The sequence below is a fragment of the Sulfurovum sp. genome (genome assembly GCA_020525365.1).
Lineage (GTDB): Bacteria > Campylobacterota > Campylobacteria > Campylobacterales > Sulfurovaceae > Sulfurovum.
The window spans coordinates 1,307,693-1,326,393 of record JAIZOF010000001.1; the positions used below are offsets into that span (position 1 = coordinate 1,307,693).

16 protein-coding genes are annotated in these 18,701 nt (G+C 38.3%); 6 read left to right on the plus strand and 10 right to left on the minus strand.

All coding sequences use genetic code 11. From position 1 onward, the window contains the following. Positions 1–556: 556 nt before the first annotated feature. The 6 genes from LGB01_06530 to LGB01_06555 all read left to right on the plus strand — a co-directional run bounded on the left by LGB01_06530 (position 557) and on the right by LGB01_06555 (position 8,395). The gene (locus tag LGB01_06530) at positions 557–2,275 is read left to right on the plus strand and encodes an FAD-binding protein (protein MCB4753852.1); all 1,719 of its coding nucleotides are present in this window, start codon (positions 557–559) and stop codon (positions 2,273–2,275) included. A gap of 63 nt (positions 2,276–2,338) precedes the next feature. After that, positions 2,339–3,331 (plus strand): succinate dehydrogenase/fumarate reductase iron-sulfur subunit, encoded by a 993-nt coding sequence (locus tag LGB01_06535; protein ID MCB4753853.1) that lies wholly within the window; start codon positions 2,339–2,341, stop codon positions 3,329–3,331. Positions 3,332–3,342: 11 nt separating this feature from the next. Then, positions 3,343–4,236: a CoB--CoM heterodisulfide reductase iron-sulfur subunit B family protein gene (locus LGB01_06540; protein ID MCB4753854.1), complete on the plus strand. Its 894-nt coding sequence runs from the start codon at positions 3,343–3,345 to the stop codon at positions 4,234–4,236. Between the two features lie 90 nt (positions 4,237–4,326). Further along, positions 4,327–5,493, plus strand: a complete 1,167-nt coding sequence (locus LGB01_06545) for a DUF819 family protein (protein ID MCB4753855.1) — start codon at positions 4,327–4,329, stop codon at positions 5,491–5,493. Positions 5,494–5,686: 193 nt separating this feature from the next. Beyond that, positions 5,687–6,754 carry a dipeptide epimerase gene (locus LGB01_06550; protein ID MCB4753856.1) on the plus strand — a complete coding sequence of 356 codons (1,068 nt, stop codon included), beginning with the start codon at positions 5,687–5,689 and terminating at the stop codon, positions 6,752–6,754. 57 nt (positions 6,755–6,811) lie between these two features. Further along, positions 6,812–8,395, plus strand: a complete 1,584-nt coding sequence (locus tag LGB01_06555; GenBank protein ID MCB4753857.1) for a SulP family inorganic anion transporter — start codon at positions 6,812–6,814, stop codon at positions 8,393–8,395. Between the two features lie 192 nt (positions 8,396–8,587). Here LGB01_06555 and LGB01_06560 read toward each other — a convergent pair whose 3' ends face one another. From LGB01_06560 to LGB01_06605, 10 genes are all read right to left on the minus strand, one after another. Further along, a complete protein-coding gene (locus LGB01_06560; protein ID MCB4753858.1) occupies positions 8,588–8,809 on the minus strand; it encodes a hypothetical protein in 222 nt (73 codons plus the stop codon). A gap of 28 nt (positions 8,810–8,837) precedes the next feature. Further along, entirely contained in the window at positions 8,838–9,371 is a 534-nt protein-coding gene (mog, locus tag LGB01_06565) for a molybdopterin adenylyltransferase (GenBank protein MCB4753859.1), read from the minus strand. A gap of 2 nt (positions 9,372–9,373) precedes the next feature. Continuing rightward, positions 9,374–10,189 carry an SDR family NAD(P)-dependent oxidoreductase gene (locus LGB01_06570; protein MCB4753860.1) on the minus strand — a complete coding sequence of 272 codons (816 nt, stop codon included), beginning with the start codon at positions 10,187–10,189 and terminating at the stop codon, positions 9,374–9,376. Between the two features lie 135 nt (positions 10,190–10,324). Continuing rightward, positions 10,325–11,002, minus strand: a complete 678-nt coding sequence (locus LGB01_06575; protein ID MCB4753861.1) for a 3-methyladenine DNA glycosylase — start codon at positions 11,000–11,002, stop codon at positions 10,325–10,327. Between the two features lie 77 nt (positions 11,003–11,079). Then, entirely contained in the window at positions 11,080–11,592 is a 513-nt protein-coding gene (gene bioV / locus LGB01_06580; protein MCB4753862.1) for a pimelyl-ACP methyl ester esterase BioV, read from the minus strand. Further along, positions 11,579–13,252 (minus strand): ATP-dependent metallopeptidase FtsH/Yme1/Tma family protein, encoded by a 1,674-nt coding sequence (locus tag LGB01_06585; protein MCB4753863.1) that lies wholly within the window; start codon positions 13,250–13,252, stop codon positions 11,579–11,581. Before LGB01_06585 ends, bioV begins: the two co-directional genes overlap by 14 nt. Further along, positions 13,230–14,477 carry a tRNA (N(6)-L-threonylcarbamoyladenosine(37)-C(2))-methylthiotransferase MtaB gene (gene mtaB, locus LGB01_06590; protein MCB4753864.1) on the minus strand — a complete coding sequence of 416 codons (1,248 nt, stop codon included), beginning with the start codon at positions 14,475–14,477 and terminating at the stop codon, positions 13,230–13,232. The genes LGB01_06585 and mtaB overlap by 23 nt, the downstream gene beginning before the upstream one ends. Then, on the minus strand, positions 14,474–16,144 hold the full coding sequence (locus tag LGB01_06595) for a mechanosensitive ion channel (protein ID MCB4753865.1): 1,671 nt from the start codon (positions 16,142–16,144) through the stop codon (positions 14,474–14,476). The genes mtaB and LGB01_06595 overlap by 4 nt, the downstream gene beginning before the upstream one ends. Further along, the gene (gene aroB / locus LGB01_06600) at positions 16,137–17,192 is read right to left on the minus strand and encodes a 3-dehydroquinate synthase (protein ID MCB4753866.1); all 1,056 of its coding nucleotides are present in this window, start codon (positions 17,190–17,192) and stop codon (positions 16,137–16,139) included. Before aroB ends, LGB01_06595 begins: the two co-directional genes overlap by 8 nt. Before the next feature lie 66 nt (positions 17,193–17,258). Then, positions 17,259–18,692 (minus strand): hypothetical protein, encoded by a 1,434-nt coding sequence (locus tag LGB01_06605; GenBank protein MCB4753867.1) that lies wholly within the window; start codon positions 18,690–18,692, stop codon positions 17,259–17,261. Positions 18,693–18,701: the final 9 nt, after the last annotated feature.

Below are 18,701 nucleotides of genomic sequence, written 5' to 3' on the forward strand. Positions count from 1 at the left end.
CATAGGGTTGAAACTATAAATGGTCTTGGGGTTGCGTTCTATCAAGGACATACTGTTGCACCATCCAAGGAAGAGGTCTTTTCTGCTATTGAAGCAGCAGATGCTAATGTGGTACGCTTCTCAAGAGAAACGAGACTTTGTGGTCGTTTGCTTATTGGTAGACAAAACAACCTTGCTTACCTTAAGGCTGCTACTACACTACTTGATGCACTCGACAGTGGTGCAGACGTACTCATTGTTGCAGATGAAAAAGATCTCAATATGTTCAATCAATATTTTACAAGCATACAAAAATATATTGGCAGAGAAATTCCTTTGGCACTTCTCTCTTTTGATGCATTCAAATCTCTTTTACAAAAGAAGAAAGTAGTATAAAAAATCTCTTTTCCTCAACATATTAGGTTGAATTATCTAACCTATAAACTGTTATTCTGATTCTTTTTATGTTCTGCAATATTCGGTAATTTTTGCCCTATTTTCCTATTTTTATTAATCATTTTAATATTAATGAAACGCTATAATGAAATCAAATTTGACATAAAAGGACCTAAGTATTATGGACGTTAAAATCTACGAATACGATGCTGTGATTGTCGGTGCTGGTTTGGCTGGTTTGGCTGCTGCCAAAGAGTTGACCGAAGCAGGCAAAAAAACAGCAGTCATCACCAAACTTCACCCTCTAAGATCTCACTCTGGTGCTGCACAAGGAGGTATCAATGCTGCTCTTGGCAAGGAGGATTCTATTGAATTACATATGTTTGATACCATTAAAGGATCTGACTATCTCGCCGATCAAGATGCGGTAGAACTCATGTGCACCAAAGCACCAGAAACCATCAGGTGGGCTGAGAGAATGGGTGCTGTCTTCTCAAGAGATGAAGAAGGAGATATTGCAATCCGTCCTTTTGGTGGTCAAAGTAAACCTAGAGCTTGTTACGCTAAAGATAGAACAGGACTGGCTGTTCTTCAGGCAATCTACGAACAGGCATTCCGTGCAGGTATTGAAGTATTTGATGAATGGTATTGTGCAGATCTACTCTATAGAGATGGTAAAGCTTATGGTGTTTCTGCTTATAACATCAGAAATTCAGAACCTGCAATATTTAATGCTAAAGTAGTTATGTTTGCTACTGGTGGACATGCAAGAGCCTATCGCTTTAACTCTAATGCCCATGCCAATACAGGTGACTCGCTCTCTATTGTAGCACGTCATGGTCTTCCACTAGAAGATATGGAGTTTGTACAGTTTCATCCAAGTGGACTGGGTGGTTCAGGTGTACTTATTTCTGAAGCAGCACGTGGTGAGGGAGGAAGACTCTTTAACTCTAAAGGTGAACGTTTCATGGAAAAGTATGCACCTAATGCTCTTGAACTTGCTTCACGTGATGTTGTTTCTCGTGCCATTATGGAAGAGGTACGCCAAGGGCGTGGTGTAGGCAAGGATGGACAATCAGTCAACCTTGACCTGACACATCTACCAAAAGAGATTATTCTTGAGCGTCTACCAGAACTACGAGAGCTTGCTATCGCTTTCCAGGGGCAAGATATGCTTAAAGAGCCTATTCATATTTCAGCAACAGCACACTACTCCATGGGAGGCATACCAACCAATATTAACTGTCAGGTACAAAAAAATACTGCGGGTGATCTTGTAGAAGGGTTTTATGCGGCAGGCGAATGCTCATGTGTCTCTGTGCATGGTGCCAATAGATTGGGTGCAAACTCAGTTCTAGAAGCCCTACTCTTTGGACGACATGCTGGGGAAAATATGCTCAAAGCACTTGAGGAGGGTGTCGCACTTAAAAGGGCAATGGTTTCTGATGCAGACAGAATGCTTCAAGAGCTTAACCGTATCAAATGTTCAAATGGTACAGAAAGTGTGCCATGTATCAGAGAGGATCTTCAGGATGGTATGACTGCCAATGCGGGTGTCTTTCGAAGTAAGAAGTCACTCGAGAAACAACTTAAACTGATCGATGAGCTACTCAAACGTTTCGAACATATTCGCATCGACGACAAATCTAATACATTTAACACCGATCTTCAGGAAGCATTGGAGCTTGGGCACATGCTAGAGTTTAGTAAATTTATTGTTGTAGGCGCACTCAATCGAGAAGAGAGTCGCGGAGGTCACTATAGGGAAGATTTTCCAAAACGTGATGACAAGAAGTTCCTCAAACATACTTATGCCTATATGGATGAAAACCTCAATATTGTAACCGAGTGGGGCGAAGTGACACTTGGTAAGTTTGAACCAAAAGAAAGATCATACTAAGGAGCCATAATGGGTACACATACCGAAGAATATGAAACATTAAATACCGATGAAACAGTCAGTATGAAACCAGACAGTGTCAAGGTCACACTCAAAACCTTTAGATTTAATGCTGAAACAGACTATCTACCCTACTATAAGCATTATGAGATGAAAGTGGGCAAAGATGAACTGATACTCGATCTGCTCAACCGCATCAAATGGGAGCATGATGGCTCTTTCTCCTACCGCCGTTCTTGTCGTCATGGTATCTGTGGTGCTTGTGGTATCAAGGTTAATGGAAGGGCAACACTTGCATGTAAGCAAAATGCACTTGAATTGGTTGAACTTTTTGGGAATGAGCTACTCATTGAACCTCAGAGCAAGAAGCGTGTAGTTAAAGATATGATTATTGACAAGAAAGATTTTTGGGACAAGCATGCCAAAGTAAAGCCTTACGTTGCAACAGATATTGATCCACATCCAGAGCATGAAACCAAGCAGAGCATTGAAGAGTTCAATAAATTTCTCGATTCTGACCTCTGCATCCAGTGTGGAAACTGCCACTATGCCTGCCCAGTTGTTGAGGTAAATGAAAACTATCTTGGACCTGCCGCATTTAATGCAGCCTACCGTTTCACTGTTGATACACGTGACGAGGTTGGAGAAGAGCGACTAAAACTTACTGCACAAATGGAGTCTGGTGTTTGGGACTGTGTGAAGTGTTTTGAATGTGCAGAAGCATGTCCTAAAGAGATTAACCCTATTGAGAAGATTACTAAACTACATAACCTACAGTTTGAACAAGGAGTTGCAGAGCGCAATATAGCAACTAGGCATGCTGAAGGATTCCTTAGAGGCATGAAGAAATATGGCTATCTTGATGAAGCAGATATTGTCTCTTACTCAGAAGGCTATCTTGGAATGTATAAACACCTTAAAACAGCGGCAAAGATGTTAAGGGCAGGTAAAATTCACTGGCATTCAGGTATTCCATTTATCAACAGTGTACCTAAGATCAAAAATCTTAATGAAGTACAAAAACTAATTAAAATTTCACAAACGAATAAATTGTAAGGAGAATGAGAATGAGTCAATTACATTATGCACTATTTACAGGATGTACTGCCAAGCAGTCTACACCAGAGCTACTCTCTTCCACCCTTGCAGTAGCCAAAAAGCTTGGTATTAAAATTACAATCCTTGAAGAAGCAAGTTGTTGTGGTGCAAGCCACCTACAAGATTTTGATGAATTTCTTGCACATGTACTTAATGCGCGTAATATCTGCTATGCAGAGAAACTTGGGCTGACTATGATTACCATCTGCAATACCTGTCAACTCAACTCAGCCATGACTAAACATGCACTTGATACCGATCCTAAACTTAAAGCACGTGTCAACGAAAAACTTGCTGAGGTTGGACTAGAATATAAAGGTACATCCGAAATCAAACACTTCCTTTACTGTCTCATTGATGAGTATGGGCTCGATAATATCAAAAACAGAATCAAAGTGCCACTGAGTCAGTTTAATATTGCACCATTCTATGGTTGTCACAACATCAGACCTTCAGAATTGCACAATAATGCCAATGGTAAAGAAAACCCCTATAATCCAACATCTCTTGATAAGCTCATTGAGGCACTTGAGGGGCATCCAGTCGATTATGCTCATAAGAATAAATGTTGTGGTTTTCACGTAGAGCTTCAGGCAAATCACACCTCAGAAGTACTAGCAGGAAACGCAATGGTTGATGCCATCGATAACAATGCTGATCTTATGGTTACTCCTTGTCCACTCTGTCACCTTAAGATGGATACCTATCAAGATGATGTTGGTCATGTCATTGGTCGTGACGTAGAGCTTCCAGTACTTCATATGCCTCAAATGGTTGCACTAGCACTCGGATGCACAGAGAAAGAGATTGGTCTCAATTTCCACGTTCAAAAAGCAACACATCTTTACTCAAAAACAGCATAACTTACTCAAAGAATAGGATTCTCTAGATCCCATTCTTTTCTCCAACTTATATAAAATACAGAAATATATTTTTTAGTATTAAGGAAAAGAATGATAACACATGCCTACAGCTACCTTGCATTACTTATTATACTGGCTGTCACTATTGCCTATATAGCAAAAAAAAGTCATCACAAACTCTTTGACTATCTACCCTCCATTGTAATTCTCTATTTTGTAGTCATGCTGCTCTCTACTTTGGGAGTGTGGCAAAAAAGTATGGAAATCACAATGGTGTACAAAATACTTAAAAACAACCTACTGCCAGCAATGATCTTTTTAATGCTACTTTCAGCAGATATACGTGAAATATTTAAGCTGGGTAAAAAAATATTGCTTACTTTTCTACTTGCTTCAGCAAGTATTGCTTTGGGTTTTATAGGGATGTATACCCTCTTTCATTATAGCTTTAAACCAGACGCATGGAGATCGTTTGCCGCACTTGCAGGCTCTTGGATGGGTGGTACGGGAAATATGATTGCTATTCAAGGGGCACTTGATGTACCAGATACCGATATGGGGTATGCTCTACTCATAGACTCCATTGATTATGCCATTTGGGTGATGATATTATTAGCATTGGTACCATTTGCTAAACGTTTTAATCACTGGACAGGTGCAGATACATATTTAATTGACAAGGTAGGAGAAAAGTTGATGCAAAAAGAGCAAGCACGCAACAAAGTAAATGTATCATCTGTGCTTTTACTATTATTCATTGGTACCATGGTCTCTCTTCTCTCTCAGTATATTGGCAATCTCCTACCCACAACAGATTTTCTGACCCATACCACATGGATAGTGATTATTGCAACTATCATGGGGGTTATTGGTGCAATGACCTTGATTGGCAAAATAGGTGGTGCCTCAGAAATAGGGATGGTTATACTCTATTTAATCGTTGCACTTATTGCTTCACGTGCCAATTTTAAAGAGCTCATTGAAGCACCACTCTATATATTTTCTGGATTTGTCATCATAGCTATCCATGTAGTTGTCATGGTACTTTTTGCCAAACTCTTCAAGCTCGATCTCTTCTCTCTTGGTGTAGCATCTTTGGCAAATATTGGAGGGGTTGCCTCTGCACCAATACTTGCTTCAACTTACTCCAAAGCACTCATACCCATTGGAGTTCTGATGGCAATGATGGGATATATACTAGGAACTTTTGGTGGATTAATGGTAGGAAAAGTATTGGAATTGATTGCCTCTTTTTAGGTGAAAATTGATGTTGTCTCTTTATGTTTCCAAGAGATACATAACATTTCTATGGCATCATTGCAATAGCACCAATGCTTTCATAGTCTGCAATTTTATTTTCCATACAATAGCTCGGTAAATTTTCTGCAGAAATCTAGCTCAAGGTACTATTTTATACTAAGTAAGAAAGAGTAGGAGAAACTACGTTAAGATGAAAATCACATCTATTTGGACAAAGCATCTCAAGGCACCACTAAAAACCCCTTTTGTCACTGCATTGCGCCGTGTAGAAGATTTGGAAGATTTAGTCATTATTATTGAATGTGACAATGGCATGGTTGGCTATGGCGAAGGGGCACCTACGCCACAGATTACCGGAGAGACTCTCGGTTCTATGCAATCAGCAGTTGATTTTATAGCACCACATCTTATTGGCAAAGAGATTGAAGCCTTTCCAGAAATTTTGCATTTACTGCACAGTATCATTAAACACAACACTACTGCCAAATCAGCACTAGAGATTGCACTCTATGACTTAAAAGCACAAGTTGCAAAAGAACCACTCTATCGTATGCTTGGTGGTGAAAAAAAAGAGTTTACAACTGATATTACTATCAGTATGGGTACGATAGAGAAGATGGTCTCAGATAGTCTTGATGCACTCTCTTTGGGATACGATACACTCAAAATAAAGATAGGAAGCAGTCCATACAAAGATGCTGAACGCATTGTTGCCATTTATGAGGCACTTCCTGCACCAATTAAGCTACGTCTTGATGCCAATCAAGGCTGGACACCACAAGAGAGTGTTACACTCTTGCAAACAATAGAGCATAGAGGCATCATTGCTGAGTTCATCGAACAACCCGTGTCTGCAGAGGATATAGAGGGATTAAAGTATATCAAAGAGAGGGTTCAAACCCCTATACTTGCTGATGAGTCAGTCTTTTCTCTATACGATGCTAAAAAACTACTTGAGATGGAAGCAGTCGACTACATCAATATCAAGCTTGCTAAAACAGGTGGTATTTCACATGCACTTGGGCTGGCTGATTTGTGTCACGATTATCAGACCAAGTGCATGATAGGTTGCATGCTCGAAGGACCCATTTCAGTAGCTGCAGGCATACATGTTGCCTCTGCCAAAGCTGACATCATCACCATGCTTGACCTCGATGCCGTCGCCCTACTCGCATCACATCCTGCCAAAAGCAATATATATTTTAATGAGAGTAAAATAACCCTCTGTAATACGCCAGGACTAGGTGTTTCTTTCTAATCTTCAATATCACATACTTATGATAAAATTCCGAAATTTTTACCCTAAGGAACTACTTTGGTCGATATTCAACGATATTCCAAACAGAACATTAAAAATGATATCCTTTCCGGTGCGCTAGTCTCCGTGGCACTTGTGCCAGAGGCAATTGCTTTCTCTTTTATTGCAGGAGTCTCACCTGTAGTTGGTCTTTATGCAGCATTTATTATTGGGCTTATTACCTCATTACTTGGTGGCAAACCAGGCATGGTCTCTGGTGCAACAGGTTCAGTTGCTGTAGTTTTTATTTCTCTTGGATTTTGGGTCAAACAACACTACCCAGAACTCGATGCTGAATCACTTTCCATGATGATCCTGCACTACATCCTCATTACCTCTATTTTTGCTGGAATAATTCAAACTGCTATTGGATTATTAAAGATGGGAAAGTTTATCCGTCTGGTGCCGCAACCAGCACTGTTTGGTTTCGTCAATGGTCTTGCTATCGTTATTGCTCTAGCACAGCTGCCTTTCCTTGCCCCTACACATATAGAGCAATACAATTCATGGCTGGAGATCATCAAGGCAAGCTTGAGAGAAAACTACATTATGTACACCATTATCGCCAGTACCATGATGACCATGCAATATCTACCCAAACTAAGCAAAGCTGTACCAGCAGGACTGGTTGCCATTGTGGTCATTACATTGATAGTCTATTTTAACCACATTGACACAAAAACTGTTGGTGACATGGCAGACCTCTCCAATGTCTCACTCCCACACTTTGTCATGCCTAACCTCTCAATACTTATAAACTGGGAGTCTTTAACGGTTATTCTCTCCACTGCTATCATTGTAGCACTTGTTGGGCTCATCGAGTCGCTACTAACCCTATCTGTACTCGACGAAATGGGTGGTAAACGAGGTTCAGGAAATAGAGAATGTGTTGCACTAGGACTTGGCAATACCACAGCAGGACTCTTTGGCGGTATGGCAGGATGTGCTATGATCGGTCAGTCAGTTATCAATTTTACTTCTGGTGGTTTGGGCAGACTCTCTTCCTTTACTGCTTCGGTCTTACTTATTATCCTCGTGGTAAGCTTTTCTGGTGTCATCTCGATTATTCCCATCGCTGTACTGGTTGGAATTATGTTTATGGTAAGCATTGGAACTTTTGAATTCTCTTCGGTAAAACGTTTAAAACATATGCCAAAGTCTGATGCATTTGTTCTCATGACTGTCACTATCATCACTATATTTTTTGATCTTGCCGTAGCCGTCATTGCCGGTATCATTATCTCGGCACTGGTTTTTGCTTGGAAACATGCCAAGATCTATGCCCAAATCAAAATGGAGGGGAATAAGAAAATTTATGAGCTCGATGGTCCACTCTTCTTTGGTTCAGTAACATCATTCAATGAACAGTTTGATGCAAAGAGTGACCCAGAAGAGGTGGTTATTGATTTCAAAAAGGCAAGAGTTATGGACTCTTCAGGTGCTGAAGCAATTGATGCTTTAACAGAAAAATACAAAAAGGCAGGCAAAAAGCTAACCCTTCGCCACCTCTCTGAAGACTGCAAAAAGACACTCAAGATTGCAGGACCTTTCTGTACCTATGAAGAGGATGACCCAACCTATAAGGTGGCAATGAATGTTTAACATGGAAATATAGTAGGGTAGGCATATTCCCTACACAAGATTAAAAAGTCCTATAAAAAGAACATTGCTACCATCAATCCAAAGAAAGGGATCATTGCAGCCATATAGATAACCTTTTGTGTTCTTAATGCTTTCCAAATACCCCAGAAAAAAAGTATCAAAGTCATTAAAAAAACCAATATGAGTATTAGATTATTCATGCACTAACTTCTCCAAATCCTCTTTGTAGAGTCTCTCAACCATCTCAATACTATCAAGTGCATTGAGGAGTATCTTTTTAGTAGAAGCAAGTGGTTTCATATGGATATTGGTAAACTGCTTATCGATAGTTTCATCTGAAACAATTTTCATTACCTCTTTTTCAAGTGAGTCAATAATCTCATAGATATTTCTTTCAATCAGTTGCATATTCATAACAAGCTCCTTCCTTGGCACACAAGATCTACTTGGTTTTAGGCCTAAAAACCTTAATAATATTTTCATTAACTTCCATATAGCATCCTCCTATGAGGTCAATACAGTACGGTACAGCAGGAAAAACCGCATCAAGGCACTCTCTAATGGACTTAGGCTTTCCTGGAAGGTTGATAATAAGTGACCCATTACAAATACCTGCTGTTTGACGGGAAAGAATAGCTGTTGGTACATACTGAAGACTTACTGCACGCATCTGCTCACCAAAGCCTGGTAGTAGTTTTTGACAAACATTCTCAGTTGCCTCTGTTGTTACATCTCTTGGTGCAGGACCTGTCCCACCAGTGGTAACAATAAGATCGCAGTTTTTGTCACGTGAAAGCTCAATAAGTGTCGTTTCAATGATATTTTGTTCATCTGGTATACAACGGTATTCATATTTGCACTCATTAAGTAGATACTCTTTCATTGTATCCATAATTGCCACACCAGAAATATCTTCATAGATACCTTGTGAAGCTCTATCGCTTGTTGTTACTACACCAATTCGTATTGTGTCCATAATCATCCTAGCTTTAGTAAAATTCTGTCGAGTAAAGTTGTACTCAAAATCCGCTTTAAATACCCTAAAAGATAGGTTGCCTTGGTGATGTAATAGCGAGGTTCAGGCTTGTCAGAGAGAATGATGTGGTGCACCATCCTCGCTACGGCATCGGCATCTTTGTTAAAAGGGACTTCGCTCTTTTTTGCCTTGAGGTTTTTCTCATACTTTTTCCTAAAGATAGAGTGTTCAATATTAACATTCTCTCTGAGTTTCTGCATTGCATTTTTTCTAAAATTGCTGGTGATAGGACCAGTGTTGAGCAGTACCACATGTATATCTGTTCCTGCTAACTCTAGACGTAGCGTATCGGAGAGTCCCTCAACAGCATACTTACTAGCATTATATGCACCACGCCCAAAGAGTGAAACAAGTCCTAGCACAGAAGAGTGCTGAATAACCTTTCCATGTCCCTGCTCTCTCATGATGGGAATAATTTGCCTTGTGCACTCATGTAGTCCAAAGACATTGGTCTCAAACTGTTCACGTAATATATCTGTATGAATATCCTCAATTACTCCAGGCTGTCCATATCCAGCGTTGTTGAACCATGTATCGATGGTGCCCTCTTTGATTAGAACTGTATTGATAACTGCTGTAATGCTTTCAGGCTTTGTCACATCTAACTGCATGGCATTTTCAAAACCCATCTCTTTAAGCCTCTTTACATCCTTTTTTTTTCGAGCAGTCGGGTAGACAGCAATGAACTTATCTCTTAGATATTTTGCTGTTTCCAATCCTATGCCACTACTGCATCCTGTTATAACAATATTTGACATCCCTATACCTCTTCATAAATATCAATATATGAATTATATCATGATTGATTCACAAGGAGGGATTAATCATATTAAAATCATAGATTGGATTTATATGGTTTTCTCATTTAGTTTTACAACAGCATCAAATACGTACTACATGGTTGAAAAATCAAATAGTGAAATATCTACTTTTTGTCCTCGAATATACTCTTTGGAAAACTCTACAATTTTGCCATGAAAACGAGCATAAATCTCGGGAAGAGAAATCTCTCGTTTGTAGAGCCCAACAATCCTATTTTCATGTGCCTCAATACCTTCATGTATCCATGCTTGTATATCCATATAATGATCAAATGTATAACCTAGTGCTACAAGTAGCCGATTGGTATAACTGTCAACAACCATGATGGGACGATAACAAGCATAGCAGAGAATAGAGTCAGCACTCTCCATACCTATACCTTTTTGCGAAAGAAGCCACTTTCGATCAGTACTCTTTTGAAAAGTCATAAAATTACCATAGGTTTCTAGTATATTCTTAGATAGTTGCTTGAGACGCTGAGCCTTCATGTTGTAAAAACCACTGGGGAAAATTGCTTTTCTAAGTACTGATAAACCAACATCGGCAATACCTTCAAGTGAGCAGATGCCAAGTTCCTCAAGGTTCTCCAAAGACTCTTCTACCCGTTCCCATTTCGTTTGCTGAGTTAAAATAGCACCAATAATGACTTTTGGGGTACCACTTTGTGGCCACCAGAAGGGGTCTTTTTTTATTTGTAAAAAGTCTTCCTCTTTCAATCTACATAAAAGTTCAAAACTATTATTAATCATATGCAATATCTCCAAAAAGTTATGTTACATGGTTCAGTAATGGTATTGGCGGTCAAATAGAGTATTTTAAGTACTATTTATCTTTTTAATAGGTGTCCTGCCTCTTTAATATAATATGTCGTTGCAAGTGGAGTAAAAAAATCAAGTGCTGCCTTAGCATCAACAATCTTGTCTTTCTCACCAAGAAAAACCTCAATGATTGTCCCTCGATTCTGAATAGTTTGAAGTTTATTGATATCCCATTTGTAGGTAAGCAGTTCTTCAAGTTCTTCTTTGCTGCCTATGTGTAGATAAGGCGTAATATCTACTTCTGAAGGATAGGAGATATTTTGAAGAAACTGCGACATATATAACTGTCTTGCTGTGTGAAAGTAATGAAGTTGTGCACGAACAAAACCAACTTTTTGATTATGGAAAAAAGCTGGAGAAAGAAGAATAAGCCTATCAATACGTTCTTTGCTTTTGAAGGTATATTCTAGTGCTTTCTGTGCACCATAGCTAAAACCAGCAACACAGAAGTCATTCTTAATAAGCCATGTATCAAAAAAAATCTCTTCTCCACAGAGAGAAAACCCATTAAAATATTTCAAGAAATATTTCTCTACATACTTCGTGGGTGATATTCTCATGTTCGAGTAGGTGGTCTGATATCTTTTTGAGAGCATGGTCAAGGGTCTTGAGTAATGCTTTGAGTTCAGAGACAGATTCTTTCATAAGCACCTCTTCTTCAACTGATGTAACAATGAAGTTCTCACTCATTGCATATTCATCAATAATCTTTTTGGCAAGCTCTTTTGCCATATGAATATCATAGCTAGCATTAGTAAACTGCTCACTATAATGTATCTGCGTAGCAATACTACCTGCAAGATAGACCTTCATGCGGTTAAGCAGTGTTGAACGAGAGAGTATCTCATGCTCCTGTATTGTGAGGCGGGTATTAACAATGCCTATTTTTTCAAACTCTACATCAAGCCATGTTGCAACAGCAGCTTTTGCTCCTTGGTAAATTGCCTGTATTTGGCGCTCTTCATCAGTAAAGCTAAGTATCTTACGTTTACCCAAAAGAACTTTTTCTTTCACTGATTCAAAATCAGATGTCTCCACCTCTTTACGTCCTTGACGCATGGCATGAATTGCTGCTTCATTGGTAAGGGTATCTAGTGCAGCAGAACTAAATCCGACTGTCATACGGGCAATATATTTGACATCTACACTATGTGGCTTGCGTGAAAGATAAAGTTCAAGGGTTTTGATGCGATCTTCAAGATCCGGCAATGATATATGTATTCGCCGATCAAAACGTCCTGCTCTTAGTAGTGCCTCATCAAGTACATCAATTTTATTGGTTGCTCCAATAACAATTACTCCTGAACTTTCCTCAAACCCATCCATCTCCATCAAGAGTTGATTCAGGGTTGCCTCACGTTCATCATTACGAAATTCACCACGGCTCTTACCTACTGCATCTATCTCATCAATAAATATGATACTTGGTGCCATTTGTTTGGCCTTACGAAAAAGTTCACTCACACGCTTAGCACCCATACCAACATAAATATGAACAAAGCCGGCACCACTTTGATAAAAGAATGGTACACCTGCCTCACCAGCAACTGCTTTAGAGATCAGTGTCTTTCCTACACCTGGAGGACCCACCAACAGTACCCCTTTGGGTAAGCGGATATCAAGATCGCAGTATTTTTTAGGTTCACGCAAGAAATCAATAATCTCCTCAAGCTCCTCTTTGACATCCTTAATACCTGCAACATCACTAAAGGTAACCGTTGAAGTAATTGCTTGTATGGGTGCGTACTGTACAATATCGCCCCCTTGTTGTGCAGTCTCTGTTTGATGCAACTGCTGTTTGCGACTCTCATTGATAAACCGAAAAAGATAAAAGAGGGTACCAATAAGCATTAATAGAGAAAGTAAATTATAGAGCCAGCTTAGATCTTTAGCAACTTCTACAGGATATTTATCAAAAAAAACTTTTTTGTCTATGGCATCTTTGTATATTTTATAAGTTCCATGAGTAGTAATAATACGTACATAGTCACCATCAATAACCAATTTTTCTATCTTTTCTTTGATATAAAGTGCATTAGCCTGCTTATAGGTAATGAGCTTATCCGTATCACGCAATAGTGAAAAAGCCAGCAAGAGCAACAAAACAGTAAACAAAGAGAGGATAATCTTCATATTTTTCTCTTGAAATAGGTTTGAATTAAACTGTTGTACGGTTGACATCTAATGCTACCTCCACATTATCTAAAAGTATCCAATTGCTACTAAGATCCTCACTGCTTTGTACCTCTACTTTGTTAAAATATTGGTCAAATCCATAAAAAATATCTTCATTACTATTTTCAAGCAATACTTCAAGATTATGTGTGTGCAAACGTCTAAAGGCATAGTTCTTTGCCTTAATAAGTTCAGTCAACTCTCTGTGTCGTTGCTTCACAATATTCCCATGTATTTCAGGCTTCATTGTTGCTGATGCAGTATTATCCCGCTTAGAGTAGGAGAAAGCATGCACATGTGTTAGTGGCAGTATTTTGATGCGCTCAATTGCTTTTTCCCACTCTTTTTTCTCTTCACCTGGATGCCCAACAATAAAGTCTGTTCCTAGTGCATAGTCATGTGATGCTATTTTTTCAAAAAGTGTGATATCCGTAGCAAACCTATTGCGACGATTCATCAGTTTGAGCATTTTGTCAGAAGTATGTTGCAACGCAATATGCAGATGCTTTGCCATCCATGGCTCATCAAGCAATTCCATAAAGGCATCATCAATCTGAATAGGCTCAAGGCTACCAATGCGAATACGTCGTACCCCTCGTATCATACTTATTTTTTGAAGCAACTCGGCTATGGAGGTGTTGTGGTCTTTACCATAGCTTCCCACATTAGTTCCTGTCAAAATAAACTCTCCAAAGCCATTTGCTGCCAGTTTGCGTACCTGCTCTAGTACAATCTCCTCTCCACAAGAACGTGCTCCACCACGTACAGTAGGTATAATGCAGTAGGAGCAAGAAAAATCACACCCTTCTTGTATTTTAATAAATGCTCTACTCTTACCCACAAACTCTTCAACAATAGTCGAATCAATATGTTCAAGATCGCCTATTTCATAAAAGCGGGTCTCTTTTTTGAGTATTTCATTAATCTTCTCCTTTTCGGAGTGTCCCATGACACCAAAAACTTTACCATTTTCAAAAAGAGACTCTCCTTTGGAGTGTGAGCCGCAACCTGCAAGAATTACCTTGGCATTAGGATTTTTACGTTTCATCGAAGAGATATAGTTTCGCACCGAAGAGTCTGCGCCATTGGTGACAGTACAAGAGTTAACCATAATAATATCTGACTTGCTTTCATCCATAGTCAGTTCAAACTCTTTTAGTTTTGACATCATCACCTGTGTATCAAATTGATTTGTGCGACATCCAAAGGTTTTAAAAAAGACTTTTTTCATGTGTCTATCTCATGATTAAAAAGTGTAGGTTCAGGCAGGGGAGGCTTTCTTACATCTTTATCCAGATAGATAGACTGTGTAGGAAATGCCAAATTGATATCCTCTTCAGCCTGTATGCGCTCAATCATCTCTATAGAGATGGTACTTCTAAGCGTTAAGGTTGCATAGGCATTCGTGTGATACCATGCTGAAATTTTAATACCATAGGGCTCAATAAATGTATAGATACGTGGTTCAACATTAGTATTTTTCATACTATACTGACTACGTAGTTTATTAAGCTGTTTACGGGTGATATCCGTATATCCCTTGGAGTATTTTTTGGTAATCTCTTTTGCAATGGAGGAAGCTTTTTGCACATTAGAATCAAAGGTAATCATAAAGTCTATACCATCCCAAACTGTTTTGAGTCCTGCATGCGAATAGTTGGCAATCATGTCGGTAAAAATATAATTATTAGGTACAAATATAATACGACCTGCCCTACGGTTATGCATATAGGTGGTTAGTGTAATATCTTCTTGGATGGTCATACGCAACAATGAGATATCAACAATATCCCCCACATACTCCATACCACTGCGTACAAATTTAACCCTATCCCCTACATGAACTGCACCACCAATAATGATAACAAACCACCCTATGAGTGACATAAACCAGTCCTTAAGTGCAATGGCAATACCTGCGGAAGCAAATCCTAAAATGGTTACAAGGTAATTCACATTTTCAATGTAGGCAAATAGTAATGTCAGTAGCAACAGTGAAAAAAAAGTAAAATTGAGAAATTTGTTGATTGTATAGAAACGGTCATTGTCTGACATATATCGCTTGACAAGATATTTGACAAGAAAAATAACAATTAAAAAAATAAGAATAATTATACCAATTATTGTTGCTTTTTCAATCTCTTTTCGTATCTCCTTCTGAAGGTTGAGACTTATCTCATCTATTTTCTTCTGATATACATTCTGTGTTGTTTTAAATATTTCTATCACTGGTATAAAAGTATTTATCTCCTCTTCTATATCAGTAAATTCTTTTTGTAGCTTCTGATTCTGTGGTTCTCTTTCAAGGATAGATTTAAGTACTCCCTTTTTCTCTTCCAGCTTTTCCATTAATTGTTTGATAGAGTGATATCGACTATAATACTCAGATTGATCATTTTTTAATCTCTCCATAAAAGAAAATGCTGAAATAATAGCAAATGGATTACCAACATGTGGGATTTCACCTATAGAAGGAGGCCTTAAGAACTTTTTAAATGGGTTATCTTCATACTCTTTAAGGAGTTGCAGTTTCCCTATCAATATCTTTTTTTCATTTTCAAGTATATTGAGTGTTTTTTGTTGCGATGCATTCAACCTTCTCTTGAGAGAAAACTTATTTATTTTTTTATCAAGTACTATTTTTTGATTTTTAAGCTCTTTATAGGTGTGATAATTGCTGTATATTTTTGACCAAGTACTATTCTCTTTAAGGCTCTCTTCTAGTATATTTTTTTTCTCTAAAAGTCCTTTCACACTGGTTGTATTTTGAAATTTACTCCTTTTGGGTATTACTTTTTCTTTATCAGGGCTCCCTTTTATTTTGATATCTTGTAATGTTGGTTGCTCTGCCATCAATAGACTCAATAAAAGTAGAAGTAAAGTAAAAGACTTAGGCATTATTCACCTCAAACTGTTGTAATACCTCCTTGACTAGTACCTCATCAACATCTTTCACAATCTTATAGCTTCCAATACCTTCTGGAAGAATAAATGTAATACTATTATTATTACTTTTTTTATCAAGAAAAAAATGTTCATAAAATACATCAATATCTGCTATGGCATAGTCTACTGGAAGTGATTGCCTCTGAAGTAATGTCTTCAAGTCTTGAGCTTCCTCTTTGGACAGAAGACCCAGCTTAACTGCCAAAGCATTTGCCATCACCATGCCAATGGCAACAGCCTCACCATGCAAATAGGTGGTGTAGTTTGTCTCATTTTCTACCACATGACCAAAGGTATGTCCATAGTTAAGTACAGCACGGATACCTGCCTCTTTCTCATCTTGATTAACTACCCATGCCTTAAGCTCTACACTGCGCCTAATAGTCTCTTTAAGTTGTGACTCATCATTTAGGTCTACTGTTTTAAGAAAACCAAGGTAATCTCTGTCAAACATCACTGCCATCTTGACAATTTCTGCAAATCCTGCAGCAAATTCACGTTTAGGGAGTGTTTTGAGAAATATAGTGTCTATATAGACTGCTTTAGGCTGATAAAATGCTCCTATAAGATTTTTCCCATGCCTATTATTAACCCCTGTCTTACCGCCGACACTGGCATCAACCTGACTCAAAAGGGTGGTTGGTATTTGCACAAAATCAATTCCCCGCTGGTAAAGGCTTGCTGCAAAACCTGTCATATCTCCAATTACGCCACCACCAAAAGCAATAAGTAATGATTTTCTATTGAGTTTTTGCCTAAAGCACTCATTGAGAATATTCTCTACTGTCTCAAGTGTCTTATATTGTTCTCCATCTGGCACTGTAATCACATGAAGTTCTATTGCATGCACCTTTTTAAGTAACGCATCAAGGTGATATTCCGCAATAGTAGGATTGGTCACAATAGCTACTTTGGCTTCAAAAGTTAATGAGGGCAGTGTATCGATCGTAATATTGTATTTGACAGGCTTAGGAGATAGAAGTTCAATAGGAACGATCATAGGCAGAACCTTCGTTAAGATAATAATGCGATTTATTTTATCTTATGATTCCTTAAAACGTGTTATCTACACATCTTCTTCTAGGGTATAAGGTACAAGAAGCTTAGGATGTTTTCTTGTTGTCAAAAGAAAGTCACTAATCTTTGTAGAGATAAATTTCCAAAAATTATGTCTGTGGAGTATTTTTTCAAAAGGAGCAATTTGAAGAACACTCTCCATATTGTCCAATTCACGTATAGGATTAGACACTCTCTGCTCTATCTTAATCTCCATATTAAAAATATGTGCAAGTGTCTCATAGTGCTCTACAATAATTTTCTTATTTTCAAACTCCCCTTCAGGATCAAAATCACATAAGTGTAGTGACATCTCTAACGATTCGGAAACATCAAAAGCAGTCGAGGAGATTGACTCCATTTTGCGTTCATCATCCATGAGTATTATACTCTTCTTGATATGATTAAGGTGTTGATCGCCAAAGAGATAAACTACTTTTCTTAAATTATAGAGTATTTCCATAAGTGTATCATCTGAAAAAGTCTTAATACTGCTCATGATAAGCCCAATATCATACTCTTGCATATCATACTCTATCATGTGTAATATATCTTTATCATCATAACAGACAGAAATAGTAATATTTTTAGACTCATATTGCCTTATACTATTGATGAGTTCAAAGTTATTGGGGCAAATTACACGAATAAACAGTTGCTTCTCTTCAAGTTTTTCCAATAGATAGAGACTCTCGTCAAGATAGAACTGTGCAAGTGTCTGATCGTGGCGAAAATCGAGAATAAGGTAGATATCCTTTCCAAATGGTTCAGGGAAAAGCCCGATACGCCTATTGATAGTACGATAAACTCCATCAAGAACCAATGGTTTTCCTATTACCAACAGGGTATCATTAGGGAGAATGGTTGTAGCATTAGTGGGAAGTATCTGTTTCTCGTGACGATATATTGCAACAATTTTCCATTTACGCTGAAGTATAGAACCAACATGACGAAATGCAAAGGTACTCCCAAAAGGAACATGGATCTCCATAATCTCACCTTTTCCAAGTCCTACATTCTGTGCCACAACAGGTGCGTTAGGAAGCTGATCATAGAGATGAGCTGTAATAAGCTCATCAACATTTATAAAGGTGACATTCTCCTCTTCTCTGTCTATTTCAGAGTCATCCCACTGATTAACAAGAATAATACGTATTTTATCTTCTACCATACGAATGTTCTTGAGTGTATAGACAGCATCCTCTCTATTCTCCATTACAATAAAGACATGGGAGAATTTTGCTTCGTCCATAATATATTTAATACGGATATAGCTTGTTGGGTCTGCCTCGATAAGTGTAATATTTTTACTCATTTTTTCAGGTATTGCATCTTCATGAAAATGGGCAACATAGTAGTGGTTGTCCATAACTCTTTTATGTCCAACCCACTCAACAAAGTGTCTTGCAATACTACCATCAGCAAATATTAATATGTTCTTCATTTGTACCCT